This window comes from Bacillus sp. TH22 (assembly GCF_016651015.1).
Lineage (GTDB): Bacteria > Bacillota > Bacilli > Bacillales > Bacillaceae_G > Bacillus_A > Bacillus_A mycoides.
In genome coordinates, this window is sequence record NZ_JAEKER010000001.1 from 2,360,682 (window position 1) to 2,385,655 (window position 24,974).

A 24,974-nucleotide genomic window follows, 5' to 3' on the forward strand; every position below is an offset into this window, starting at 1 on the left:
TTCTATATCTATATTATAAGAATAAATGACATCCAAATAAAATTGTAAATAAGTATAGTAACGGATGCACTTCCATCCCTTTTCCCTTCACAATCTTTAAGATTGGATACACTAAAAATCCGATTGCAATTCCATTCGCAATACTAGACGTTAACGGAATACCTACGAAAATTAAAAATGCTGGTAATGCATCTTCAAATTCATCCCAATTAATATCACGAATGCTTTGTGCCATTAAGCTACCTACTATAATTAATGAAGGAGCTGTAATAGCTGCTACACTTGATAAAGAAGCAATAACAGGGCTAAAGAATGCCGTTATAACCGTTAAACAAACAACTACAATACCTGTCAATCCAGTTTTACCACCTGCAGCAATTCCAGCTGACGATTCAATTGTCGCTGCTGTCGGGCTTGTCCCAAAGATAGAACCTGTAGTCCCGCCAATTGCATCCGCAATGAACGCCTTGCCAAAACGCTTTTCAGTGTTATCTGTATTTAAACCTGCTTGTTTAATTAAACCAAGTAAAGCACCTGTTGTATCAAATAAAAGTACAAGTAAGAATGAAAAAATAACTCCATATAACCCATATTGAATTACATCAGAAAATGCATTGATAGGGTTTGAAATAATGATGCCTTCTGGCAAATGTGGCATTGCGACAATGTTATTTTCAAACTTTAATTGCCCTGTAAAGAAAGCAATAACCCCTGTCACAATCATACTAATAAACAATGCACCACTAACGCGTAATACCATTAATACCGCCGCTAACACTAAACCAACTATTGTTAAAATAACAGCCGGTGAATGAAAGTCTCCGATTGTAACTAAGTTAGATGGATGATCAACGATAATACCCGAGAGCCGCAATCCGATAAAAGCAATAAATAATCCGATTCCACCCGCAATTGCCTGTTTTAAACTGTCAGGAATTGCGACAATTAGCTTTTGCCTAAACGAAGTGAAAGATAATAAAAGAAAAATAATACCTGTTACAAATACTGCTGAAAACGCAATGACATATGTAATCCCCTCTGCCTGTTGAACAACAGAATAAGCAAAATATGCATTCATTCCCATAGCTGGAGCAATAACAATTGGATAGTTAGCTAAAAACGCCATACATAGCGTTCCAACAACTGTCGCAATAATAGTTGCCGTAAAAGCTTGATCAAATGGTACACCTGCATCAGATAATATTTTCGGATTGATGACAAGAATATACGCAAATGTAAAAAAAGTTGTGATGCCCGCTAAAAGCTCTTGCTTCACAGAAGTGTTATATTTTTGTAATTGAAACATGGCTATGTACCCTTCCTACACCTGAATTATTATCATACATTCTTTTCTTACTAGTATGTGAGAAAATATAATACTTAATCTTAACAATCAATAAAAAGAAGAGTCAATATGTTCTCTAATAGTGAGAATTTTAAGTTTAAGTCTGACCAGTTCAGATGTAGTACAGTTCATTTTGATTATTTTTGTAGCATAACAGATAGAAATGTTTTATAATTTGAAATAGTTAAATATTTAGGTAGCTCATTCTACAAGGGGGATTCTTCTTATGCAGCACACAAACAAATCTGGAACTTTAAATCGAGGTTTAAAAGAACGACATATTACTTTAATGTCACTCGGTTCGGCTATTGGCGTTGGGCTATTTTTAGGATCTGCTTCTGCTATTAAACTAGCTGGTCCTTCCATCTTACTAGGTTATATGATCGCTGGACTCGTTATTTTTTTCATTATGCGAGCGCTCGGAGAAATGGCAATTGAACAACCGGTTGCCGGTTCTTTTAGTAAATATGCTAATGATTATATCGGCCCACTTGCTGGCTATATTACTGGTTGGAACTACTGGTTTTTATGGGTTGTTACTTGTATGGCGGAAATTACAGCAGCTGGAATTTACATGCAGTACTGGTTCCCAGATATCCCGCGCTGGACTTGGGCACTACTCGCTCTATTATTAATGAGCGCTTTCAACTTCTTATCAGTAAAAGTATTTGGAGAACTTGAGTTTTGGTTTGCTCTCATTAAAATTGTCACAATTATCTGTATGATAGTGATTGGCTTTGGTATTATTCTATTCGGATTTGGAAATGGAGGCGTTGCAACTGGTATTTCAAATCTTTGGGAACATGGGGGCTGGTTCCCAAATGGCTTCTCTGGATTATTGCTTTCCTTACAAATGGTATTATTCGCTTATTTAGGCGTTGAACTAATTGGTGTTACAGCTGGTGAAGCTCAAAACCCGAAGAAAACACTCGCAAAAGCTATCGATAACGTATTTTGGAGAATCCTAATCTTTTACGTTGGGGCATTATTCGTTATGATGGCAATTTATCCATGGAACGAACTTGGCGAGAAAGGAAGTCCATTCGTATTAACATTCCAACAAATCGGCATTGCAAAAGCAGCAGGTATTATTAACTTTGTTGTATTAACAGCTGCACTTTCTTCTTGTAACGGTGGTTTATTTAGTACAGGGCGTATGCTATTTACTTTGGCCCAACAAAAGAAAGCTCCTGAAAGATTCGGTCGTTTAAATAAAAACGGTATTCCGAGTCAAGGAATTGTAGCAACGGCTATCGTTTTACTTGTTGGTGTTATATTAAACTACCTTGTGCCTGCAAAAGTATTTACATGGTTAACTAGTATTTCAACTTTCGGGGCAATTTGGACTTGGGGTATTATATTAGTCGCTCAAATTAAATTCCGTAAAGGATTATCAACTGAGAAAAAAGACAAGCTCACGTATAAAATGCCTTTACATCCAGTAAGCTCTTACTTCTCACTTGGCTTCCTTGCACTTGTACTATGTATAATGGCGTATTCAGAAGATACACGAATTGCATTAATCGTTGGCCCAATTTGGCTTATTGGCTTAGCTATCGTGTATTACATGAAAGGATTTCATAAGATTGATGAAACACCTAATTCAAAGATTAGTTAAACAAGCTATCCCTTCCTTATTAATTGGAAGGGATTTTTTATTATCTATATAAATATTTCTCAACAAAATTCACGGTATTTTTACAATTTTTTAATATTTTTTACGTTTTCTGTCTTTATTTTTTCAGAAAAATAAATTACATTATTAAAGCACATATATTTATTATTAGGGGGATTCTTCTATGAAGAATAAAAAATGGATTACATTTTCTTTAGCAACAGCAATTACACTTAGTATGGGGAGTTCGTTCATACCGTCTACTTATGCCGAAAGCTCTGTAGACCCAGCTCCTGAAATTGCTGCAAAGGTTGTAAATCAAAACAATGGGAAAAAAGTATTATTCGATAATACGCACGGTCAAACTGCCGGCACGGCTGATTGGGTTATTGATGGCGGTTTTTCTGATTTCGGAAACGGCATTGCCCAAAACGGATATCATGTAAAAGAACTTCGTAAATCAGCATCTATTACATACGAAGATTTAAAAAACTACAATGTGTTTATCGTTCCAGAAGCTAATATTCCTTACAAAAAATCTGAACAAGACGCAATGTTACAATACGTGAAAAATGGCGGCAGTATTTTCTTCATTGCCGATCATTATAATGCAGATCGTAATAAAAACCGCTGGGACTCCTCAGAAGTGTTCAATGGATATAGACGGGGGGCATGGGATAATCCAGCAAAGGGAATGTCTAATGAAGAAACAACTTCACAAGCTATGCAAGGAGTAGAAAGCTCTGATTGGCTATCCGATAATTTCGGTATTCGCTTCCGTTACAATGCACTTGGTGATGTTTCAGCTAAAAATATTGTCTCACCTGCGCAATCATTCGGAATTACAACTGGCGTTTCATCTGTAGCCATGCATGCCGGCTCTACCCTTGCGATTACAAATCCAAAACTAGCGAAAGGCCTTGTATATCTTCCAGAAAATCCATCAAAATGGAATAACGCTGTTGATAGCGGCGTTTATAACGGTGGTGGCGTTGCAGAGGGGCCTTATGCTGCTATTTCGAAAGTTGGTCTTGGAAAAGCTGCCTTTATTGGTGATTCTTCTCCTGTTGAAGATGCCTCGCCAAAATATGTTCGCGAAGACTCAGGTCAAACAAAGAAAACTTATGATGGTTATAAAGAAGAAAACGATGCTGTTCTATTAGAAAACATCGTGAATTGGTTAGCGAAACAAGAAACATTTACAAGCTTAGATCAAGTGAGTGGTTTACAGCTTGATGCACCTACAGCTCTACAAACATTTGAACAACCAAGTTTATCAACAGAACCACAACCAGAACCTTGGAGCGCACCAAGTCAAGGTTACCAGTGGTTCAATACAAATACTTTCAAACCAGGTTCATACGGCTATAACGGTGCCGTGACAACGAGTGATTACGTAATTACGCACCCTAGCATTCTACCAAACAATGAAGTGTTCCAAATGAAGATTCAAGTAAATAACTTATTACCAAATACAACGTACAATAATTATTCATTAGGTATTTTCACAACTGGCGGAACACAAGTAGCAAAAGTTCAAAATACAAATGGTACTTGGCCATCTTCTTTCGGATATAGCAGTACATTCTCTTTCATAACAAATAGCCAAGGATCTGCTGAAAAAATTGTGAACGTACAACTTGATCCAAATACAACTGGACAAGCAACACTTCGCCTAAGACAAAACACAACAGCTAAATATAATGAGGCTGTAACGATTGGTAAGAAGTAAAGTAAAAGAAAAGGCAATCCGTAAAGTGATATGATCCCCTTATAGTAGACAGGAAAAAGAAAGCACATTAACCTGTTTACTATGGAGGGGATTTTTTCATGGGAAAAATTAGAGTCACTTACGATGTAGAATTTAAGAAACAAGCTATAGATTTATACTTAATAGAAGGCATGAGCTATAAAACCATTGCGAAAGAATTAGGTATTCATCACTCGGTTGTAAGTCGTTGGGTGAAACACTTTGAAGCTGAAGGAATCAAAGGACTAGAAGAAAAACGCGGTAAAGCGAAAGGACCAGGTTTAGGTAGACCAAGGGTTAGACCCGAAGATCCTGAAGCTAAGATCAGACGATTAGAAGCGGAAAATGAAATGTTAAAAAAGCTCTTAGGGATGTAAAAGGAGGAATGAAAGTCGTATCCAAAATAAAAAAATTCGAAGTCATCCATGAAATGACAAAAACAGGTTATACAGTGACCATTCTATGCGATATTGCTGGTGTAACCAGAAGTGGGTACTACAAATGGATAAAACGGCATACGACGCCTTCAAAAAAACAATCAGAGGATATCGAAATTAAGAAAAAGATATTGAAGTGTCATAAAAAATTAAGAGGAATTTATGGATATAGAAGAATACAAGTGTGGCTGAAAGCCACATATAACCTTCATTTGAATCATAAACGCATCCAAAGATTGATGAGTGAACTAGGTATCAAAGCCGTAATTAGGAAAAAACGACCTTATTACGGAAAAAAAGAAGCTTATGTGATTTCAGAGAACCATCTAAATAGGGAGTTTCAAGCTTCAAAACCGAATGAGAAATGGGTAACCGATATTACCTATTTGATTTTCAATGGACAGCGCTTGTACTTATCCGCTATTAAGGATTTATACAATAATGAAATTGTTGCCTATGAAACCAGTCGTAGAAACGACTTAAAACTTGTGTTAGATACACTTAAAAAGGCAAAGAAAAAACGAAATGTGAAGGGAATCCTCTTACATAGTGATCAAGGGTCCCAGTATACATCTCGTCAATATAATCAATTACTTAAAAAATATCAGATGAAGGCAAGTATGTCTCGAAGAGGCAACTGTTGGGATAATGCTTGTATGGAAAACTTCTTCAGTCACTTTAAGGCAGAGTGTTTTCATTTACACTCCTTCCATAAAGCGAATGAGGTCAAACTTGCCGTGCGTAAATATATGTACTTTTATAATCATCAAAGATTTCAAAAGAAATTAAATAACCTGAGTCCATATAAATATAGAACTCAGGTTGCTTAGTTGCGCTTTTTTAATACTGTCTACTTGACAGGGGTCACTGCAAAGGGATTGCCTTCTTCTCACTTCTCTTCTTTTGAGAAAAACATTCTTGAAATAACGATACCTATACTGCCAACGATTAAGAATAACACCGCTCTAATCATCATCGACACTTCTGGTAAATCGAGAAGGAATAACTTCCCTACTGTTACTACTAATACGACTAAGCCAGCATATAATATTTCGTTCATCTGTCTATAACGACCAAACCAAACTGCAAATAACGCATATACCATCCATAATAACGATACAGATACGCTAATTATACTTCCATCTGTAGAAAGAACTTCACCGATTCTAGTAATTGTAATAAATACAATAACCATTAATGAGTAGAGCGCTATAGAGTACACATATTTACCAAAACTCGCTAGCACTTCTTTCGCTTGTCTCATGCAATAATAGAACGTTCCTATTAAAATAATATGAGCGACAAACCCTGCTGAAATGAACTCATCAAACGGGCTAAAAATCGTCTGTACCATTCCAATCGCATAAATCGTTGCACCTACATACAACTTAATATTTTGCTTTACTTTAATAGCAGTAACCATACCGAGGAAACCTTGTAACAATAATACGATCGCTGCATTCACCAAACTATACTCGTATAAAATCGCTAAACTAAATGATCCCATTGCAAAGCCAAATATTAGATTTGAAAATACAGAATGTTTATTCTTCCTATATTCAAGTACAAACATAACAGCATGCACAAATGCACTTATAACTAATCCCCACGTTGTAAATTCAGGAATTTGAGAAATGGCTAAAATAAAGAAAACTGCATTCGCACTAAATATCGCCAATCGTGCTTCTTGTATAAAACTTCTCTCCGAAAACATATGCCAAAATAATAGTAAATGAATTGCACCGTATACAACTGTTAACTGTACTTGCACATTCTCTACTAATATTGACATAACAACAAAGAAGACAAATAGGACAATTGCCGCAACAACATAAGAAATCATATACAAGTACTTATAACGGTTTCTCAATGCATACCATAATAGGCTAATTGTTAATATCGTCTCATAACTAAAGAAAATATACGTATTAGGAGTCGTACTATTTAACAAGAAAGGAACAAAAAATGCTCCCACCGCCACGAAAATAGCGAGGTATTCCGATCTATATCTTTTCGCTAAATAAATCCCTAAAATAACCCATACAATATTACAGATAAACGCAATACTTGCAGGAATAAACTCATATAAATAATGTGCCGCAAACGTTGTTAAAACAATTCCCGTAATACTTCCTCCAGCTAATACTAACCCTAACGCTTGCCGCTCTCTTTTAATTTGTATATCTCCTACGTAATACAAACCGGCAGATAGTACTATACCAAACACAACCCGTATCGCTGGTGTTAATAAACCAGCATCTACCCCTGCTTTAAATAACCAAATAACCCCAAGTAGCATAATACCGACAAATATACGCGGCAACCATGTTTGGCAAAACTTAATAATATTGAATGGTTCCGGTTTAAAAGCAGATATATTTACTTGTTTTTCCTCAATTTTTTGAACAGGCTCTTTGATTTTCACTACATCTTCTTGTAATTTTTCATACATTACCGCTTCAATATATTCTTTCTTTTCTTTATTAACATTTTGTTGAACTTTATCTACTTCTATTTTCCTTTGTTTTGCTTTCAACTCAAAAAGTGCTTCTTGCATCGTTTCAATTGCCGTTTCGAGCGCTTCTATTTTCTTATTCAAATCCTCCTTCATACACTCCCCCCTCATCATCGATTTTTCACTTGACCTATATATTACCAATTACCTTTATCATACTCTTAGTCTATTCATTTTCAATACTATTTTTCCAAAAAAAGAAAGGTGTTTTCCGAAATAGGAAAACACCTCTTACTTATTTATTCTTATTTATAGCAATACTAACAATTACACCGAGGCAGACACCTACAAATGCCGGAACAATCCAACCTACACCTTCTGAATAAAACGGAAGCATTTTTAGTAGTGGTGTCCATTTATTCATCAGTACACTTTTGTTTAAAATATCAATCGCACTAAATACCGCTACGAGTCCAATCGTTACCGAATATACGTATACATACTTTCCAATATACTTATGGAATAACCCTAAAATAATAAGCGTTAGTGCAACTGGATAAATAAATCCAAGAATCGGTACCGATACTTTTAAAATTTGCGTTAATCCTAAATTAGCTAAAACCATACTAACAAAACTTAATATAAATGCCCAAACTTTATAAGATACTTTCGGAAATACACTTGCGAAAAATTGACTACAAGACGTAACAAGTCCGATGGAAACGCATAGACAAGCGACAGTAAAAATAAGACCTAATAAAACTAACCCACCTTGTCCAAATAATGTAGTCATAACTTGTGCTAACACTTTCGCACCGTTATCAAATGTACCCAATGAACCACTAATTGAACCAACATATCCAAGAATGACATAAATAATAGTTAGTAATAGTCCTGCTCCAATACCAGCAATACTCATATATTTCGCTAAACCTTTATCATCCGCTACACCTTTTGCACGCAGAGCATTTGCAATAACAATCCCAAATATTAAAGCTGCTAACGCATCCATCGTTAAATATCCATCTAAAAATCCTTGGAACATAGGAGCTTGTCCATAATTTCCTGCAGGCTCTTTCACACCGCCTACTGATGTAAACATACTTTTTATAAATATAATAGCAATCATACATAATAATAAAGGCGTTAACACCTTTCCAAACAAGCCCATTAATTTAGACGGTGATAAACTTAACCAGTAAACAATACTAAAGAAAATAGCCGTGTACAATAACAAAACTACGCTACCCGCTTCTGGGAACAACTGGCCTGGCCCCATTTCAAAAGCTAAACTTCCTGCACGTGGTATACCAAGACCTGGTCCAATAAATAAGTACACAATACACGGAAAAATAATTGCAAATGAAGAATGAACCCTGCCTGCTAACGTTTGAAAACTCCCTGCTTTCGCAATAGCGATAACACCTAATATAGGAAGCCCTGTTGCTGATATAATAAAACCTAACAATGCAATCCATACATGTTCTCCTGCTTCATATCCAAGGAAAGGTGGAAATATAAGATTTCCGGCCCCAAAGAACATAGAGAATAACATAAGACTAATAAGCAAAATTTCTTTTTTCTGTAACAATTTCATTTCTTTCTCCTTCTTCAATTTCACCTTACATGAAATCAATTCCACAAATAAAAAAATGCGGTAATCCGCTTCCTTACAAAGAAAACATAGTCCATAGTCTATCACAAAAGAAACACCCATTCTATATCTATTTCCCTTTTCAAATTTCTTCTGAAAAATCAACCTTTATTGACTTATAATAGTTAATAAGGTAAAATATTAATCATACAATACTATTAACTTTGTTTTTTGCTTGTGTCAGGAGGAAAAATCACATGGAATCAACGATACAACTAGAAAGAGAACAACAAAGAAAAAAGAAACATCCTCCAGGTTTATACTTACTCTTCTTTACAGAAATGTGGGAAAGATTTAGTTACTATGGATTACGAGGATTATTAACATTATATTTAACAACAGCTTTAGTAAGCGGTGGTCTTGGGTTTAGTCCAGCGTGGGCACTCTCTATTTACGGATTTTATACTGGTGCTTGTTATTTCACACCATTAATCGGTGGATACTTAACAGACCGTTTTCTAGGTAAACGAAAAGCCATCACAATTGGTGGTATAACAATGGCAATCGGTAACCTTACACTATTTGCCTTGCAAAACCAAGTCGGCCTATACCTCGGATTAGCGCTTATTATTATCGGTAATGGATTCTTCAAACCGAATATCTCTACACTTGTTGGAGAATTATACGAAGAGCACGATCCAAAACGTGATAGTGCATTTACAATTTTCTATATGGGTATTAACGTTGGCTCGTTTTTAGCTCCACTCGTTTGCGGATTTTTATCAGAAAATTTATTCAAAACAACAGTGGACGGTGTTGTTCATTTCGGATTCCGTTACGGCTTCTTAGCCGCTTCAATCGGAATGATCATTGGACAAATTTTATTTACAACACTATCTAATCGCTTCCTTGGTGATATTGGTAAAAAACCAACCCGCGATTTACAAACAACAGATGGACAACCAACAGTAGGAAATACACCATTAACAAAAAAAGAAAAACAACATACAGCAGTTATCGTCATTTTAACGTGCTTCGTTGTCTTCTTCTGGGCTGGTTTTGAACAAGCTGGTAGTTCGTTAACATTATATACAAATAAATTCGTTGACCGCTCCGTATTCGGATGGGAAGTACCAACGTCTTGGTTCCAATCGGTCAATCCGTTATTTATTATTTTACTTGCACCAGCCATTTCAGCATTATGGGCGAAACTGGCAACTAGAAAAAATGGTGACATGAAAATCCCAACAAAAATGGGACTTGGTATGATCTTACTCGGTATCGGTTATATTGTTCTTGTTATCGCTACATTAAAAACAGGCAGTGACGAACATAACATTACAGAAAAAGCAAACTTACTATTTATCGTCTTTACGTATCTTTTCCATACGTTAGGTGAGCTATTCTTATCACCTGTTGGACTATCAATGGTTAGCGCACTTGCTCCAGTAAAACTTGCTTCTTTATTAATGGGAGTATGGCTAGCAAGCTCAGGTATTGCTAATATTTTAGGCGGACAGCTTGCAAGCTTCACAACTTCACTTGGATATGCTGAAGTATTCACAGTTATTGGCGCTGTGGCGATCGTTTTAGGTTGTGTTTTATTATCAATTTCTAAGAAATTAGTGAAATGGATGGATTAAAAAAAGATGAGGAATTTCTCCTCATCTTTTTTTATGCTTTCTCGCCCTTTTCTATTGCTTGTTCATACAGATCTTTGTGCTCTTTATATTCACTTGGCACGAAGTTTTTATAGAAGAATGACAGCCAGCTATCTCCTTTTTTATATCCTTCTTCTCGAATTTCCGCTGCCTTTTTATTTGATTTAAATCCTTCAGTAAACCATTTCTTTAATGTTTCATTCTTTTCATACTTAGCAGGAACTTTTAAATCATAATTTTCAAATGCATATGTATATCCAGCTTTTTCCGCTGCCTTTTTAGCAGACTTATATCCTTTTTCATACGCGGTTTCATATACTTTCACATATGTATCCTTTTCAGTATTTCCAGGTTTCTTTTCAGCTAATTCTTTACCAGCCTTTTCACCAAGTTCCGCTTGTTCTTTTTCAATCTTTTCGGTTCTCTCTTTATTACCTACTTGGAAACCTTCTGCAAAGTTCCCCTTAAACTCAGGAGTAATTTGACTATCGTCCATTGCTTCTTGTGTTAACCCTTGCTCTTTACCTTTTTCAAAATGCGCTTTTTTCTGTTCTTCTAAAGACCATGCCGCAGCATACGCAGTTGTAAATGCTTGTTTATATGCATTTGACTTTCCAGCTACATGTCCTTCTGCATTATTCTTTCCTGCTTTAAAATCTGTCTCTCCACTTTTTTGACCTTCAAGCTGTCCTTTTTCCATGTCAGCTTGGCGCTGGGCTTCCTCTGCCTTACGTGCTTCTTCTGCAGCACGCTGTCTCTCTTCCTCTACTTTGCGCTGTTCTTCTGCAGCACGCTGTCTCTCTTCTTCAGCTTTGCGTTGTTCTTCTGCAGCTCTTTGCTTCTCTGCCTCCGCCTTACGCTGTGCTTCTGCTTGTTTCTCCGCTTCTACAGCACCATTATTATTTTGACTAGGCGCAGGGCTTGTTGTTCCGCCGCTAGAAGCTGGTTTATTGTGATAATGATATTCCCCGTACTGCAATCCCCATTTTTCACAATTTGTACGACACGTATGTCCACCATTAGCATCTGTACGTCCTGGATGTGCATAAGCAGAAATTGGCGCTACCAATAACGCTACACTTGTTGTTAAAAGAAGTTTTTTTACTTGCTGTTTCACTTTTGTTCCTCCCAAAATCTAGAATCATTACTTTATTATATAAAAATAGAAAAATATTTAAATACCAACTAAAATATTCTTTTATTTCTCAACATTGGATAAAAAAAGAAGGTTCACTCTTTAAAGAGTAAACCTTCTTTTTTCTTTATTTCTTAGCCTTTGTTCCTACTAAATCACCTATAATAACAAAACGCTTAGAATTATCCTTAACAGATACACATGTAATAAGTGTTATCTCATCTTTCCCATGATCCTCTACAACTTCCCATTTATCAGGAGTCACTTCAGATACACCGGTAACAGTATATTCATACTCATTTGCATTGTCATACAAATAAATTTTATCGTTCTTCTTTAAAGTTGATACATCACTAAATAAAACACCCTTTTTTGACATATTATGCCCTGCAAGTGCATAATTCCCTTGTCCCATTACTTGATTTTCTCTTACAGTTGCCGCACCTGATAATAAATTCTTTTCAGTCGACGCTTTTAAAACAGGAAGTTCTAATGAGATGCTCGGAATTGAAATACGACCGATTACTTGTTTTTTATCTAACGATGCACTCGCTACTTCTGCCAAGTCTGGTTGATTAATTTTTGAAGCATCTACAAATTCTGTATCATGCTTTTCATATTCCATCTTTTGAACAGCTTGTACATTCGCTGTCTGCTTCTTCTCTGCATTATATCCATCATAAAATGGCTTTCCGATTAATACACCACCTACAACAAATAGAAGGATTGCTACTATACTATAAATTCTTTGCTTATTCATATACAATTCCTTTCCGTTACAAAATCTTACTCTATATAAAATGATAAGACAATATTGCTGTATGTACAAGTATAAGCTGAAAAGAAACCTTCTTGCCGATGCAAGAAGGTTTCTTTTCAAGCTAATTTATTTTTGTATAGGGATATGTGAAAGACTGTCACTTGAGTCAAATAAATCAAATATACAACATATAAAGGATACGCTGGAATATACAAATTTGCTACAGGTGTAAATATTAATAATCCTAGTGCACAAGGTAATACAAACCACAATGATACAAATGTTGTTCGACATGCTCTATCTGTAATATCCTTCTCATGTTCATCCTCTTGGGGAAATAATAAAGGATACAATCGCAATGATGATTTTTTATATTTCTTCTTATGCAATCTTTTAAAAAACACTAATATGATAGCTACAATAAATAGTAATACAACAGGTGTCAAACTCTCATTTTTAATAATATCAGCAAACTGTATATAAAAATCATAAAACTCTACAAATGCCCAGCATGCCAATACACTGTAAAATAAATTTATGATATATGAAGCAATAATTCTATTCATCCTCTTCCCCCTCCTTATTTAAAACAAACACATCTTCCATCTTTAACTGAAACACATCACAAATCGTAAGTGCTAATAACAACGAAGGAACGTAATCCCCTTTTTCAATTGCAGCAATTGTTTGTCTCGTCACTCCAACCTTTTCTGCTAATACACTTTGCGAAAAATTGAAGCGAGCTCTTAATTCCTTCACCCTGTTTAAAATGGTCAAGTTTTCCACCTCTTACCATTATTGTATGCCACTCTTAACAAAATGTAAACTCAACTTAACATTTTGTTGTAAAAAAATCCAACTTTACGTGTTGTAAAGTTGGATTTCATTTTAGTTTAAAATTGTAACTTTAACATTTTTTCTGCCCCAATTACTAGACGAAGCTTTATCTGGCATTAAAACATCAATTTTGTGACCTTTAATCGCGCCACCAGTATCTGCTGCAATTGCAATTCCATAGCCTTCAACATTTACAGTAGATCCTAATGGAATAACAGATGGATCCACCGCAATTAATTTCATTCCTGGGTTTGCAGTTAGATTATATCCTCCCCATGCAGAATACACTTGTTGACCTGGCGCATAACCATTTTCAGCTGGATCTGCTGTATAAGCTGTTGCGTGTACATACATTTCTTTTCCTCCAGCAGTTACCTTAGGTTGTTCAGGCTCTACTTTCGAATTATTATTAGCAACAGGTTCAGCTGGTTTATTAGCTTTTTCTTGCTTTTGCTTTTCAGCAACTTCCGCTTGCGCTTTCGCTAAAGCTTCTTGCTCAGCCTTTGCAGCTGCTTCCGCTTTTGCACGCTCTTCCGCTGCAATTCTTGCTGCTTCTTGTTCACGAGCGATTGTTTCTTGTACTGCTTTCATATTTGCTTCAACTTTTGCTTTCTCTTCCGCTGCTAAATTAAGTTGGCTTGCAACCTGATTATATTTAGCTTGAACTGTTTGTAAGTTATCTTGACGTTTTTTCAAGTTATCTTGCAAATCAGCTTGTGCTTTTGCTAATTTTTGTTTATCTACTACTAAAGATGCTTCTTTTTCATCAATCTCTTTTTTATCTTCTTCAATTTGACGAAGATCTTGTTCTTGTAGACGTAAAATTTCTTTATCTGCATCTAAAATTGTAGATACTGCGTTCATACGTTGTATAAAATCAGCAAAGTTTTTTGATTCCACAACAACTTCTACTACTAAACTCGTATTTGAGCTATTTTGAACAGAAACCATACGTTTTTTCATAATATCCTTACGAGCAAGGACTTTATCTTCTAAAACGACAATTTCGTTCTTTTTTTGTTCAATCTGCTTATGTGTTTCATCGATTTTACGTTGAATAGCAGCTTGATCCTCTTTATTTTTTGCAATTGTATTATTTAAATTATGTAGTTCGTTTTCGATACCTTGAATTTCTTTACTAACAGCTTGCTTCTCTTGCTCTTTCTTCTGCATATCTGCATCGTTTTGCTGCAATTGCTGTTGCATGTTGTTAAGTTTCTCGTCGTTTGACTCTGCTTTTACAGCGACTGTACTAGAAAGAACGATAATTCCTGCTAATACTAGACTACTGATTCGCTTAAAATAGTTCATAATCCGACTCCCTTCTTATACAGTTATACATGATTTATTTTACAGTTTGTTTACAGAACCATTAAATACAGTTTATTTTTCATGACAAAAAAAGGGAATTATGAATAAAATGTAATAGATTCTTAAATATTTAACAATTCCTATATTTAAAAATTATAAAAGATGCTAAAATCCAAATATAGAGAAAATATAACTTCTAAAGGCGGTTGAGATAAATACATGTTTACTCAAAAGAAAGCACTCCAACATAAAATTGATCAATTAGAAAATCGTATACAAGAGCTAGAAACAGAATTAAAACAAAAAGATATTGAAAGCCAAGAGACTATTTCTTCTATCCACGACCGTGTACAAAGCGTTGTTCAAGAGCATCAACTTGTAAATAACCAGCACCATACACTCCAAAATTTAATTCAACAATTAAACTCATGTTTTGAAAATGTTTCAACACGTACGACACATTCCAATGAATTAAATAGTGAAATGTTACAAAAAGAACAAAGCTTAATTCAGTCTATTGAAGAAATTATCGATTGCTCTAATGAAGGAAAAGAATCTGTTCACCGTTTACTTATTGTAATTAATAAATTAGGTGAACAATCTCAGCGCACGTCTAATAGTATGAATCATTTAAGTGAACGCTCAAAAGAAATTGAACAAATTGTAGAAGTGATTCAAAACATTGCAGCACAAACAAATTTACTAGCGTTGAATGCAAGTATTGAAGCTGCACGTGCTGGAGAACACGGTAAAGGATTTGCTGTTGTTGCTAACGAAGTAAGAAAACTAGCTGAAAGTACAGCTGAAAGTACAAAAAACATCGGTAACTTAACGAAAAAAATTCAAGAAGAAATTGAAAAAGCATACGATAACACAAAAGATAATTTGCATTTAGTTGATGAAGGTGTAGAAATGAGCGCTGATACTAACGCTAGAATTGAAAACATTTTAATTATGATTCAAACGTTACAAAGCGGTGCTACAAATGTTATTAAAGCTATCGAAAACCAAAAATCTTGTAATAATGATATATTACGTGAATTCGCTAATACACAACAAATGTTCCAAAAGTTAAATACTACTATTATGAATCATATTCATGATGCTGAGAAAGTCGATGTTCAATTAACGAAAAGTCTTGAAGAAACAGTAGTTTCTCATTAATAATAAAAATCCCTTATACTGTTATAAGGGATTTTTATTATATTTCGAATATTTATTTCTTCTCAATATTCATCCGTATTCTTGTTATAATGGACAAGTTGTTTCTTTCGACTAATAAACAAGGAGGTTATTATGGAACAATTTTACTACATTTTAAAATATTTAATTCTTGGTCTGTTCCAAGGACTAACAGAACCAATTCCGATTTCTTCAAGTGGTCACCTCGTTTTAGCACAGCATTTGCTAGGACTAAAAATAGAAGGATTTAGCTTTGAGCTACTTGTTAATTCAGCTTCATTATTAGCTGTATTACTTATTTATAGAAATGACTTAATTCGTCTAACAAAGAATGGTCTATCTTATATATTCACAAGAGCAGAAGATGCAAAATCAGATTTCTTCTTTATTATTTACCTTGTTATTGCAACCATTCCAGCAGGTGTAATTGGAGTTTTATTTAAAGATTATATCGACCACTATTTAAAAGGTGTTAAAATGGTTGGGATTTCCCTTCTTATTACTGCTATCGGCCTTTGGATTATTCGAAACTTGCGTGGACGTAAAAATGATGGCGACCTTTCTATGAAAGATGCAATCATTATTGGTCTAGCACAAGCTTGTGCACTAATTCCTGGTATAAGCAGATCAGGTGCTACAATCGTGGCAGCAATGTTACTTGGTATGAAGCAAGAAACAGCTCTTCGCTTCTCATTCTTACTATACATTCCTGTTAGCTTAGGTGGTTTATTGTTAAGTATTACAGACATTGCAAACGATCCAAATTTAGATACATTATTTGTACCTTATATTGTTGCTTTCATCGCAACATTTGTCATGACATATATTTCATTAAAATGGTTTATGAACATTATGGCAAAAGGAAATTTAAAATACTTCTCTTTCTACTGTATTATCGTAGGTGTGCTAACTATCATTTTCTTATAAAATGAAACTTTAATCAGTGAGGGTTTTGTTCATCCCCCCTGCTGCCTAACTTCTTTGCTCCACCTGAATTTTGAGGTGGGAGTTTTACTGCCCACAAATAGCGTGATAAAAACCCACTTACTGCCCTCATACAGTAAGTGGGTTTTCCTTATGCATAAACTTTCTTTTCCTGACAATACAAGCGAATAACATGTGTATTTTTTTGAAATAAATCATGTGTTAAGCGAATAATAATAAAATTTCGTTTTGTATTATCATCATGAACAAAAATCTGTTCCTCCTCTTGAAAACGCCATGTGCTTTCAAAAGTTGTAATATGATCCCCGCTTACCGAAAAAAGCTCATATTGCATATCATGTACCCTCTTTCAACTTGTATAATCATAATATATTTATATTAAACTTATTATAACTTAATCTATTTTAAATTTGTAATTTTTTCTATTTCGAGCTATTTCAACTTTGTTTTACATTCTTTTAAGCGCTATAATGATAAACGAAATTTCATTGAAAGGAGCTTCATTTTGACTGCATATTTATTTCCAGTAAAAACAGCTTTTATTTTATTTCCTATTTTAGCAATGTTTCTATTAATTCCTTTTTTAATATTTAATTATCGAAAATACGGTTATTTAAATAAATGGCGCTCATTTATTTTATACTCATTATTACTTTACTTATTAAATGCCTATTTTCTTGTTATTTTGCCGTTACCACAAACGTATGATACTTGTAGCCTACAACCCGCTAATACACAGCATATGCAACTCTCACCATTTTATTTCATACAAGAGATTAGTAATCATACATCGGCAATTTTAACGAAACCTACTACTTATTTCTTGTTATTAAAAGAATCTGCATTTTTACAAGTTGCTTTTAACGTTCTATTAACCGTTCCATTCGGTATTTACTTACGTTATTATTTCCGACGTAGTTTCTTCCAAACAGTGTGCATTTCTTTTTGCCTTTCACTGTTCTTTGAATTAACACAAGTAACTGGATTATATGGTATTTATAATTGTGCATATCGCTTATTCGATATCGACGATCTGTTTTTAAACACACTAGGCGGCGTAATCGGTTTTATCATTGCACCAATATTTACGTACTTCCTGCCAAAAACAAGCGAATTAGATAGTCATATTGATTTGGAAACGAAACCAGTCGGATTCGTTCGTCGTCTCATCGCTATGCAAATTGATTGGATCTTCTTATCTATCGTTGTACCTTTCATTAAAAACAAAGGAAACTCACTATTTATTTCTAACATCCAATCTTATACAAATGTATACGAACTCCTTTTCATCGCATGTTCAATCTTAATTTACTTTATTATCATCCCATACTTTACAAATGGAAGAACAATAGGGAAAGCGTTGCTTCGTATTTACATTAAAGGACAAGCAGAGCGTATTACACTAAAAGAATTATTCATTCGTTACGGTATATTCTATTTCATTTTAGGTGGAATCAATTACATTCTTTCTAGTAGCTCTATTTTAAATCATACAGAGCCTTTAGTATTACTAGTTATACTGTTATTCCAATTTGTAATTAACGGGCTATTTATTATTCATGTTTTATTACATGTATTTAGCAGTGATAAATTACTATTTTACGAGCGTATTAGTCATACAAGAAATGCAATTACACTTAAAAAAGCTGACAAATAATAATTTGTCAGCTTTTTTTCATAATCGTAAATAACTTTTTTGTATAAGGGCTTAAAAATATTCCTGTTTCATCTAGTGACTTCCTCACTTTTAGAAACGAATGCAATTCTGGATATATATTTTGCAATTTTTCGTACGTTAACGTATGCATTTTCCCCCAATGTGGGCGCCCTTCATACTTTAGAAAAATTTTCTCCACTTCACCAAAATAAGCGGCATACTTCATACCTTTATACATATGAACAGCTATATACGCTGAATCTCTTCCATATGCTGGACTGAGCCATATATCATCACCTCTCACGTAGCGGCATTCAATCGGGAAGTGCACCTTATACTTTTTCTTTTCAATAAGATTTGAAATTTCTTCTACAACAGCCCTCATATACTTTGAAGGGACACTGTACTCCATTTCATAAAATGGAACTGTACGTGATGTAGCGAACACTTCATAGCTTGGTCCAATTATTTTCGTGTTCGGTACAGCCTTAGCTGATAATCGGCTTACTCCTTTACTTATAGAAGGAAACCATTTACACCCTTTAGATAATAAAGAGAACATCCTATTTTCAAGTAACTCCACCTTTAGTTTATGCCATTTCAAATCACTTGCTTTACTCGTTGTTTCGTTTGTAAATTTCACTTGTACTTCATCTGAATAAGGAAAAACGAAAAATTCAAAATGACGATTCTTCTTATATTCTTCTAGTTTGTTCATTACAGTAGACAATGATTGTTTTTCACTTTCATAAACAAGCGAATACGCTGGGATAACCTTCAATTTTATCTTTACAATGATACCTAGCATTCCAAGCGACAACTGAAATGCTTTCCAATATTCGGCGTTCTCGGTTTCTGAACAAACTATACTCTCACCTGTTGATAAAACTGCCGTGATCTCTATAACTTGTGTTGATAAACTCCCAAATGTAACACCCGTCCCATGAGTCCCCGTACTAATCGCTCCTGCAATAGATTGTGAATCAATATCCCCTAAATTTTCTTGCGCATAACCTTTTTCCTGAAGTAACTTCCCTAAATCATGTAACTTTGTTCCCGCCCACACTTCGGCAACCATCTTCTCTGCATCAATATTCCCAATGCCCTTCAATTCATCTAAAGAAACTAAAATTTCTTCCGTTTGCACAAGAGGTGTAAAAGAATGCCCTGAACCGACAACACGAATTTTCTTTCCTTTTTTTCGTGCAAGCCCCACAACTTCTACTACATCTTGTATACTTTTTGGATACATCGTATAATGCGGTGTTCCTTCTACATTCCCTGTCCAATTTCTCCATTTTTGTCCCTTTATAGAAAGCATTGTCCATCCCCCCGATATGTTGAATACTCTCCAACGATTTCCCCTTGTTTAATGCGATACAAAACAGGAAAACGCTCACATAACTCTCCAGCTTTACTATGACGAAACAAGATAGAATCTCCTATCGCTACTCGTTCCTCACCGTCATAAAAAATTGGCGTTTGCACTTCACCAGCACCTTCTAAAGCTAATAGTTTTGCACCATGCGGCATCCAAACCTCAGGCTCTTTATCTTTACCAACTGCACCTGAGGCAATATATCCGCCACCTAGGCAAGTATAAATAAAAGGAGCCGGTTTGCGTACAACTGGTAAAGCAAATCCGGCAGCTGGCTGAAATTTTACTTCTTTATAATAGTCAAACAGTTTAGGAGAGTAAAAGGCGGATCCTACAGTAATCTCTGAAACTGAGTTATCTTGCTCAGTTGTTTTTATACTTCCTGTTCCTCCCCCATTTACAAATCTTAGTTCAATACCAAGGTTTTGTATTTCTTTTACGATACGTTCTCTTCTTTCTTTAACCTCTAACACTGATTTCTTCTTTAAATACGAAACAGCTTTACTTTTCATCCATTGATTCGGTATATGATCCCCCACCCCGGCAATTTGAGCTTCATATCCCATTACACCATCTAGTATTAAATATGATGAGCCCTTCACCTTTTCTACTATTTTCAAAGCGCTCTGCACATCTTTTACCGGGGATCTTTTTACACCAAAATGAAATTTCAAAAAACGACTACTCATATCAATATCCAAACAAACGCGAAAACACCCTTTAGACTTCTCAGCAATTTTTTCTAAATAAGTAATATGGTCTTCACAATCCACCATACAAGTTATAATGTGCCCTTGCTTTGTCAGCAAATTAATTTCATGTAAAGCTCTTTCATCATAAACAGGATATCCGAGCAATAAATCATTAAATCCTTGTTCAATTAAAAACAAAGCTTCTCTAGGAGAAAAACACATAATACCTTGAAAGCGATTATTTGCAGCCAAAATCTTTTTCATAATTGGAACAGAGCGTAATGATTTACTCGCTATACGAATCTTCTTATCTCCACTTAACTCTATAATCGATTGAATGTTCCTCTCTAAAGCCACTTCATCTAAAAATGCACACGGTAATGGAACTTCCTTAAAAATTCCTCTATCCACAGTTTTCTCTCCTCTTCTATATATGTCTTATACATATTGGAAAGAAAGAATGATTTTCCTGTTTTCAAATAAAAAAAGTTTCTTCTTTACGAAGAAACTTTTTCAAGGCTACTCTACTTCATAGAAATAGTCGCCTCTACTGGATAATGATCCGAGTAATCATTATATGTATATTCTTTGAGCCATGACGTAACAGTCCATTGTGGCGATTTCGACTGTAACACCTTATTCTCTATATACGATGGATTAGCATGGTCCTTACTTGTAATAATATAATCTAAATACTCGGCAGGGCTATCGGGGAAGTTATATTTCGCAATACTGTTTGTCGTCGCATCCCAAGTTGCAGTATGTCCAGTATAAGATGGAATAGAAGCGTGCAATGTTTTGAACATGGATGCGTACTCTGAGTCACTATTATTCTCAGCATTTATTTTATTCACATTCATATCACCACCAATTAACACATACTCGTTATTTGGTATATTTTTATTTTTAATAAACTCTTGAATTTCTTGTAGCTGTTTTGTACGTACAGATGCTGGCGAAGTTTGTCCACACATATTATCTTCAGCTTGTAAATGTGTCCCAATTACATGAACGAAACGATCATTTTTCTTAACTTTTGTGTATACAAATCCTTTATTTGATAAGTTATCTGGCCCACATCCTTTTTCAAATACATATTGAATCTTTTCAATGATTGGCCATTTACTTACAATAGCTACACCGCCATCTTCAGGGGTCGAAGATGAATAGTTACCTAATGTTTTATCCCATTCGTTTCCGTTACTACGACCTAATACTGCCGTTTGATTTGGATATTCTTTCTTCAAATTTCCTAATAAGCGATTTGAAGCGTTATTATCAAATACTTCATTTAATATAACAACATCTTGATTTTTCATATAATCCGCTGCTCCAATTAAATCAGCACGCTCATTTTGTCCCCAGTTCGGATATAAGTTCGTTGATAGCATGTACACATTATGCGTCATCACTTTTAATGTATTATTTTGATTTATAGACATTTCTGCTTGAGCTGAAGATCCACTATATAAAGCTCCTAAACCAATACCAAAGCTAAGTACACCTTTTAGCAATTTACCTTTCACGTTTCATACCTCCATGTACTGTGTAGTGATAAAAAGGCCAAATACTCTATTATGAGATTTGACCTTTTTCAAATATTTAACGATTTCCGTACGTATCAAACCAAAGCTGGATGTATCCAGCAGTAACACGTTGTGCATCCATTAATCGCGTACCTGTCATTGGTGTAACTTCAGCGCGCCATTTATCTGCATATTCTTGTGATACAGCTGCTTTCACGAACCAATCTTTCGTATTATCATTTACAATGCCAGAGTAATCTTGTTTCGCAGCTACTGCCGCTCCATGAATCCAATCTTCTGGATTTGTACCTTTCCAGTTCCAATATCCATTTCCATCCGTTACTTTATAATTATCTTTTATCGTATCTACAAAGTTTTCATATTTAGAATGGAACCCTTGTGGATACGAAAGATTTGTAAAGTTTGCTGCATGCATCGGTTGATTTACATCCCCTAAATAATGAAGAGATAACCCCAAATAGAAGAATGCTTGTTTCATATCTTTATTTTTGTATGACTCACCTGCTAATTTGAAGTATTTAGCCCCAGTTTCCTTTGCCTGCTTTGCAAATGGAATATAAGTTTTTCCATTGTCAGGGTCATAGAAGTGTGAAGCAAATGTGCTATTATCATAATAAGGATTTTCATAGTCCGCAGCATAAATACCGTTCTCTAACTCCGTACGCCATTCATTTAATAGTGCAACTTGATCTTGTTTTACAATTGTCGTATTACGAGACATAATATCCATTGCACGGTTTACAATCCATAAATGAGAGTTTACGCCTTCTTTATGCTTATCTTCAGCAGACCAGCGCGGAATAACTCCAACTCTCTGTCCTCCATCGTTTTCATGAGCAAATGCAACGCTTTGTAATGGCGCTACTAACGTAATAGCTGCTGCTAAAGCAAGAACTTTCTTTTTCATCTGAAATCCTCCATTTTATAATTGAATTATTTTTCATATTTTGTTAGGATCCTACGATGTCTTCCGGTTAACCTATGACTAGAATATCCCACCTTTCACAAAATTTCTATCAATAAATTAAAATATGCAAATGTTCATATCATTATAACTTTATACATAGTGAATATAATGAATGAATACACTTACATTGTAATAAAATATTGTTAAGCTACTGCAAATACTTGTCTAAACTAATGTAAAAAAAGAGTAAAGCGATTAACCGCTTTACTCTTTTTTTCTATTCGATAATATACTTGGCAGCTGTACATTAACTGCCAATTTATGAATAAATCCAAACACTAATCCAATCCCGATAAATATGTATAAGATTGTAAATACCTTTCCAAAATCAGTTTGCGGACTAAAATTCCCATCACCGACAGTCGTCAACGTGACCACACTAAAATATAAAGCATCAAGAGGACGTAATCCTTCAACTGTACTATAAAAAATCGTACCAGATGTTAATGTTAAAAATGTTAATACGAATAATACTTGAAATTCTTTATCTTTCCACGCTCGTAAACAAGCTTTTAACATCCGTTTCAATGTCAACATAAATGAAAGCATTAGACTTCCCCTTCCAAACAAAATACCTTTAGTTAAAGGAAAGTCTATCACCTTTCTATATTGAAGAATGTTCACTTTTCCTAGGATTCATTTTTTATCAAGAAGTATTGCTTCATTTTTAGCATAGATATACAGAATTCAAAAAAGGTATATTAGGTTATTGAAATAAAACCATTTATATTTTAATATTAATATACATAGTTTTATTTTAGTAGTTTTTTACTATTAGAGACAGAAGTACTATTTTAGGAGAGAGTGAATTAATATGGAGAAGAGTTTTTCAAATTTAATTGCTTCAGATGATAAAGAAATAGTCACTGAGACGATTATGATTAAAGATAATATTTTGAAGTTTAATGATATTACTTTACATTTAAGTAATATAGCAGTTGTATACGCGGGTAAAAAGAAATTAAGAATCCCTTATCTTGCGATAGTTATCTTTTTAATATCTTGCTTCTTTATGTTCCAAATTCCATTGGTTGGGTTCATTGGAGGGATTGGATCGGGGCTATATATTTGGTCGGTTTATAAATCGTATTTAAGTAATAATTTGTATTTGAATTTCCAAATGAATTCAGGTCAGTACTATCGAATTTACTTTTCAGATAAGTCTTTTCTAGAAAAAGCTAAGTCTATTGTAGAAAATTCTTTTAATAATAAAAATATGGAATATATAGTGAAGATAGAAGAGCAGAAAATAGTTTATGGAAATGATTACAAGGTAAATGGAGACAACAATGTTATTGATACTACTATTCAAGAGGGAGCCAATGTGAACTCTCATAATAAAGATAGTTTTAATAAGAGAAATGAAGATAATTCCGTGAAGATTCGAGATATTAAAGATTCTTCAATAAATGGAGCGAATTTTGGTAATAATAATAACCTTAAAACTAATAAAGTAGATAACTATGACTGGAAAGAACTTGGTTCAGAGTTGGAAAAAGTAATAGAAGCTATTAAAATTGATTCTGATGTAAAAGAAGCCAGTATTGAAGCTCTTCATGCTAGCAAGGCGGAAGATAGAGATCTTTTTGAATCAACTATTAGAAAAAGATGTAAAGAATTTTCAACAGAGCTTTTTCGAAATACAGCAGACAAAGTGCTTCAACAGATAGTAAATAAAATCTTGGGGCTATGATAACTATTAATAA

At 34.5% G+C, this 24,974-nt stretch carries 22 protein-coding genes and 1 pseudogene; 9 read left to right on the forward strand and 14 right to left on the reverse strand.

Annotation, left to right across the window (positions count from 1 at the left end):
• Window positions 1-13 precede the first annotated feature (13 nt).
• Window positions 14-1,306: an NCS2 family permease gene (locus JFU18_RS12070; protein WP_201032483.1), complete on the reverse strand. Its 1,293-nt coding sequence runs from the start codon at window positions 1,304-1,306 to the stop codon at window positions 14-16.
• Between the two features lie 265 nt (window positions 1,307-1,571).
• On the opposite strand from JFU18_RS12070, the gene JFU18_RS12075 reads away from it, so the two are divergent.
• The 4 genes from JFU18_RS12075 (at window position 1,572) to JFU18_RS12090 (ending at window position 5,977) form a co-directional block, all read left to right on the forward strand.
• Entirely contained in the window at window positions 1,572-2,963 is a 1,392-nt protein-coding gene (locus tag JFU18_RS12075) for an amino acid permease (protein ID WP_201032482.1), read from the forward strand.
• A gap of 181 nt (window positions 2,964-3,144) precedes the next feature.
• On the forward strand, window positions 3,145-4,692 hold the full coding sequence (locus JFU18_RS12080) for a DNA-binding protein (protein WP_201032481.1): 1,548 nt from the start codon (window positions 3,145-3,147) through the stop codon (window positions 4,690-4,692).
• Window positions 4,693-4,790: 98 nt separating this feature from the next.
• Window positions 4,791-5,087, forward strand: coding sequence for a transposase (locus JFU18_RS12085; RefSeq protein ID WP_201031948.1), 297 nt, complete (start codon window positions 4,791-4,793; stop codon window positions 5,085-5,087).
• Window positions 5,088-5,095: 8 nt separating this feature from the next.
• Entirely contained in the window at window positions 5,096-5,977 is an 882-nt protein-coding gene (locus JFU18_RS12090) for an IS3 family transposase (RefSeq protein ID WP_201031949.1), read from the forward strand.
• Window positions 5,978-6,036: 59 nt separating this feature from the next.
• Here the strand turns inward: JFU18_RS12090 and JFU18_RS12095 are convergent, their stop codons facing one another.
• Window positions 6,037-7,758 carry a DUF2339 domain-containing protein gene (locus tag JFU18_RS12095; protein WP_201032480.1) on the reverse strand — a complete coding sequence of 574 codons (1,722 nt, stop codon included), beginning with the start codon at window positions 7,756-7,758 and terminating at the stop codon, window positions 6,037-6,039.
• 139 nt (window positions 7,759-7,897) lie between these two features.
• Window positions 7,898-9,199 carry a branched-chain amino acid transport system II carrier protein BrnQ1 gene (gene brnQ1, locus JFU18_RS12100; protein WP_404468342.1) on the reverse strand — a complete coding sequence of 434 codons (1,302 nt, stop codon included), beginning with the start codon at window positions 9,197-9,199 and terminating at the stop codon, window positions 7,898-7,900.
• 254 nt (window positions 9,200-9,453) lie between these two features.
• Between brnQ1 and JFU18_RS12105 the strand changes: the two genes are divergently transcribed.
• On the forward strand, window positions 9,454-10,839 hold the full coding sequence (locus JFU18_RS12105; RefSeq protein ID WP_002063816.1) for a peptide MFS transporter: 1,386 nt from the start codon (window positions 9,454-9,456) through the stop codon (window positions 10,837-10,839).
• 31 nt (window positions 10,840-10,870) lie between these two features.
• Here the strand turns inward: JFU18_RS12105 and JFU18_RS12110 are convergent, their stop codons facing one another.
• The 5 genes from JFU18_RS12110 to JFU18_RS12130 all read right to left on the reverse strand — a co-directional run bounded on the left by JFU18_RS12110 (window position 10,871) and on the right by JFU18_RS12130 (window position 14,900).
• Entirely contained in the window at window positions 10,871-11,974 is a 1,104-nt protein-coding gene (locus tag JFU18_RS12110) for a YHYH domain-containing protein (RefSeq protein ID WP_201034722.1), read from the reverse strand.
• A gap of 145 nt (window positions 11,975-12,119) precedes the next feature.
• Window positions 12,120-12,752: a class A sortase gene (locus JFU18_RS12115; protein ID WP_085309135.1), complete on the reverse strand. Its 633-nt coding sequence runs from the start codon at window positions 12,750-12,752 to the stop codon at window positions 12,120-12,122.
• 116 nt (window positions 12,753-12,868) lie between these two features.
• Entirely contained in the window at window positions 12,869-13,318 is a 450-nt protein-coding gene (locus JFU18_RS12120) for an RNA polymerase (RefSeq protein ID WP_201034721.1), read from the reverse strand.
• Window positions 13,311-13,529: a helix-turn-helix transcriptional regulator gene (locus JFU18_RS12125; protein WP_000154011.1), complete on the reverse strand. Its 219-nt coding sequence runs from the start codon at window positions 13,527-13,529 to the stop codon at window positions 13,311-13,313. Before JFU18_RS12125 ends, JFU18_RS12120 begins: the two co-directional genes overlap by 8 nt.
• Window positions 13,530-13,640: 111 nt before the next feature.
• Window positions 13,641-14,900, reverse strand: a complete 1,260-nt coding sequence (locus JFU18_RS12130; protein ID WP_085309131.1) for a 3D domain-containing protein — start codon at window positions 14,898-14,900, stop codon at window positions 13,641-13,643.
• A 645-nt stretch (window positions 14,901-15,545) separates the two neighbouring features.
• On the opposite strand from JFU18_RS12130, the pseudogene JFU18_RS30495 reads away from it, so the two are divergent.
• A pseudogene (locus JFU18_RS30495) lies at window positions 15,546-16,064 on the forward strand (methyl-accepting chemotaxis protein); the annotation flags it as partial.
• Between the two features lie 132 nt (window positions 16,065-16,196).
• Window positions 16,197-17,009, forward strand: a complete 813-nt coding sequence (locus tag JFU18_RS12140) for an undecaprenyl-diphosphate phosphatase (RefSeq protein ID WP_002010553.1) — start codon at window positions 16,197-16,199, stop codon at window positions 17,007-17,009.
• Between the two features lie 148 nt (window positions 17,010-17,157).
• Here JFU18_RS12140 and JFU18_RS12145 read toward each other — a convergent pair whose 3' ends face one another.
• Complete coding sequence (locus JFU18_RS12145; protein WP_201032477.1) at window positions 17,158-17,361, reverse strand: hypothetical protein; 204 nt, start codon at window positions 17,359-17,361, stop codon at window positions 17,158-17,160.
• A gap of 171 nt (window positions 17,362-17,532) precedes the next feature.
• Between JFU18_RS12145 and JFU18_RS12150 the strand changes: the two genes are divergently transcribed.
• On the forward strand, window positions 17,533-18,684 hold the full coding sequence (locus JFU18_RS12150; RefSeq protein WP_201032476.1) for a VanZ family protein: 1,152 nt from the start codon (window positions 17,533-17,535) through the stop codon (window positions 18,682-18,684).
• Window positions 18,685-18,691: 7 nt separating this feature from the next.
• Here the strand turns inward: JFU18_RS12150 and JFU18_RS12155 are convergent, their stop codons facing one another.
• The 5 genes from JFU18_RS12155 to JFU18_RS12175 all read right to left on the reverse strand — a co-directional run bounded on the left by JFU18_RS12155 (window position 18,692) and on the right by JFU18_RS12175 (window position 23,817).
• Window positions 18,692-20,005: a D-arabinono-1,4-lactone oxidase gene (locus JFU18_RS12155; protein WP_201034720.1), complete on the reverse strand. Its 1,314-nt coding sequence runs from the start codon at window positions 20,003-20,005 to the stop codon at window positions 18,692-18,694.
• Window positions 19,993-21,165, reverse strand: a complete 1,173-nt coding sequence (locus JFU18_RS12160) for an amino acid deaminase/aldolase (protein WP_201032474.1) — start codon at window positions 21,163-21,165, stop codon at window positions 19,993-19,995. The genes JFU18_RS12155 and JFU18_RS12160 overlap by 13 nt, the downstream gene beginning before the upstream one ends.
• Window positions 21,166-21,278: 113 nt before the next feature.
• Window positions 21,279-22,280, reverse strand: a complete 1,002-nt coding sequence (sph, locus tag JFU18_RS12165; protein WP_002125262.1) for a sphingomyelinase C — start codon at window positions 22,278-22,280, stop codon at window positions 21,279-21,281.
• 76 nt (window positions 22,281-22,356) lie between these two features.
• Complete coding sequence (cerA, locus tag JFU18_RS12170) at window positions 22,357-23,208, reverse strand: phospholipase CerA (protein ID WP_085309119.1); 852 nt, start codon at window positions 23,206-23,208, stop codon at window positions 22,357-22,359.
• 264 nt (window positions 23,209-23,472) lie between these two features.
• Window positions 23,473-23,817 carry a potassium channel family protein gene (locus JFU18_RS12175; protein WP_000948239.1) on the reverse strand — a complete coding sequence of 115 codons (345 nt, stop codon included), beginning with the start codon at window positions 23,815-23,817 and terminating at the stop codon, window positions 23,473-23,475.
• Between the two features lie 265 nt (window positions 23,818-24,082).
• Here JFU18_RS12175 and JFU18_RS12180 point away from each other — a divergent pair, with 265 nt between their 5' ends.
• Window positions 24,083-24,961, forward strand: a complete 879-nt coding sequence (locus JFU18_RS12180) for a hypothetical protein (protein ID WP_137058469.1) — start codon at window positions 24,083-24,085, stop codon at window positions 24,959-24,961.
• Window positions 24,962-24,974 lie beyond the last annotated feature (13 nt).

What these genes read in the sequence shown, in the direction of transcription:
- JFU18_RS12070 (WP_201032483.1), bottom strand. Translation starts at nt 1,306, where the DNA reads ATGTTTCAATTACAAAAATATAACACTTCTGTGAAGCAAGAGCTTTTA.
- JFU18_RS12075 (WP_201032482.1), top strand. Translation starts at nt 1,572, where the DNA reads ATGCAGCACACAAACAAATCTGGAACTTTAAATCGAGGTTTAAAAGAA.
- JFU18_RS12080 (WP_201032481.1), top strand. Translation starts at nt 3,145, where the DNA reads ATGAAGAATAAAAAATGGATTACATTTTCTTTAGCAACAGCAATTACA.
- JFU18_RS12085 (WP_201031948.1), top strand. Translation starts at nt 4,791, where the DNA reads ATGGGAAAAATTAGAGTCACTTACGATGTAGAATTTAAGAAACAAGCT.
- JFU18_RS12090 (WP_201031949.1), top strand. Translation starts at nt 5,096, where the DNA reads ATGAAAGTCGTATCCAAAATAAAAAAATTCGAAGTCATCCATGAAATG.
- JFU18_RS12095 (WP_201032480.1), bottom strand. Translation starts at nt 7,758, where the DNA reads ATGAAGGAGGATTTGAATAAGAAAATAGAAGCGCTCGAAACGGCAATT.
- brnQ1 (WP_404468342.1), bottom strand. Translation starts at nt 9,199, where the DNA reads ATGAAATTGTTACAGAAAAAAGAAATTTTGCTTATTAGTCTTATGTTA.
- JFU18_RS12105 (WP_002063816.1), top strand. Translation starts at nt 9,454, where the DNA reads ATGGAATCAACGATACAACTAGAAAGAGAACAACAAAGAAAAAAGAAA.
- JFU18_RS12115 (WP_085309135.1), bottom strand. Translation starts at nt 12,752, where the DNA reads ATGAATAAGCAAAGAATTTATAGTATAGTAGCAATCCTTCTATTTGTT.
- JFU18_RS12120 (WP_201034721.1), bottom strand. Translation starts at nt 13,318, where the DNA reads ATGAATAGAATTATTGCTTCATATATCATAAATTTATTTTACAGTGTA.
- JFU18_RS12130 (WP_085309131.1), bottom strand. Translation starts at nt 14,900, where the DNA reads ATGAACTATTTTAAGCGAATCAGTAGTCTAGTATTAGCAGGAATTATC.
- JFU18_RS12140 (WP_002010553.1), top strand. Translation starts at nt 16,197, where the DNA reads ATGGAACAATTTTACTACATTTTAAAATATTTAATTCTTGGTCTGTTC.
- JFU18_RS12145 (WP_201032477.1), bottom strand. Translation starts at nt 17,361, where the DNA reads ATGCAATATGAGCTTTTTTCGGTAAGCGGGGATCATATTACAACTTTT.
- JFU18_RS12155 (WP_201034720.1), bottom strand. Translation starts at nt 20,005, where the DNA reads ATGCTTTCTATAAAGGGACAAAAATGGAGAAATTGGACAGGGAATGTA.
- cerA (WP_085309119.1), bottom strand. Translation starts at nt 23,208, where the DNA reads ATGAAAAAGAAAGTTCTTGCTTTAGCAGCAGCTATTACGTTAGTAGCG.
- JFU18_RS12175 (WP_000948239.1), bottom strand. Translation starts at nt 23,817, where the DNA reads ATGCTTTCATTTATGTTGACATTGAAACGGATGTTAAAAGCTTGTTTA.
- JFU18_RS12180 (WP_137058469.1), top strand. Translation starts at nt 24,083, where the DNA reads ATGGAGAAGAGTTTTTCAAATTTAATTGCTTCAGATGATAAAGAAATA.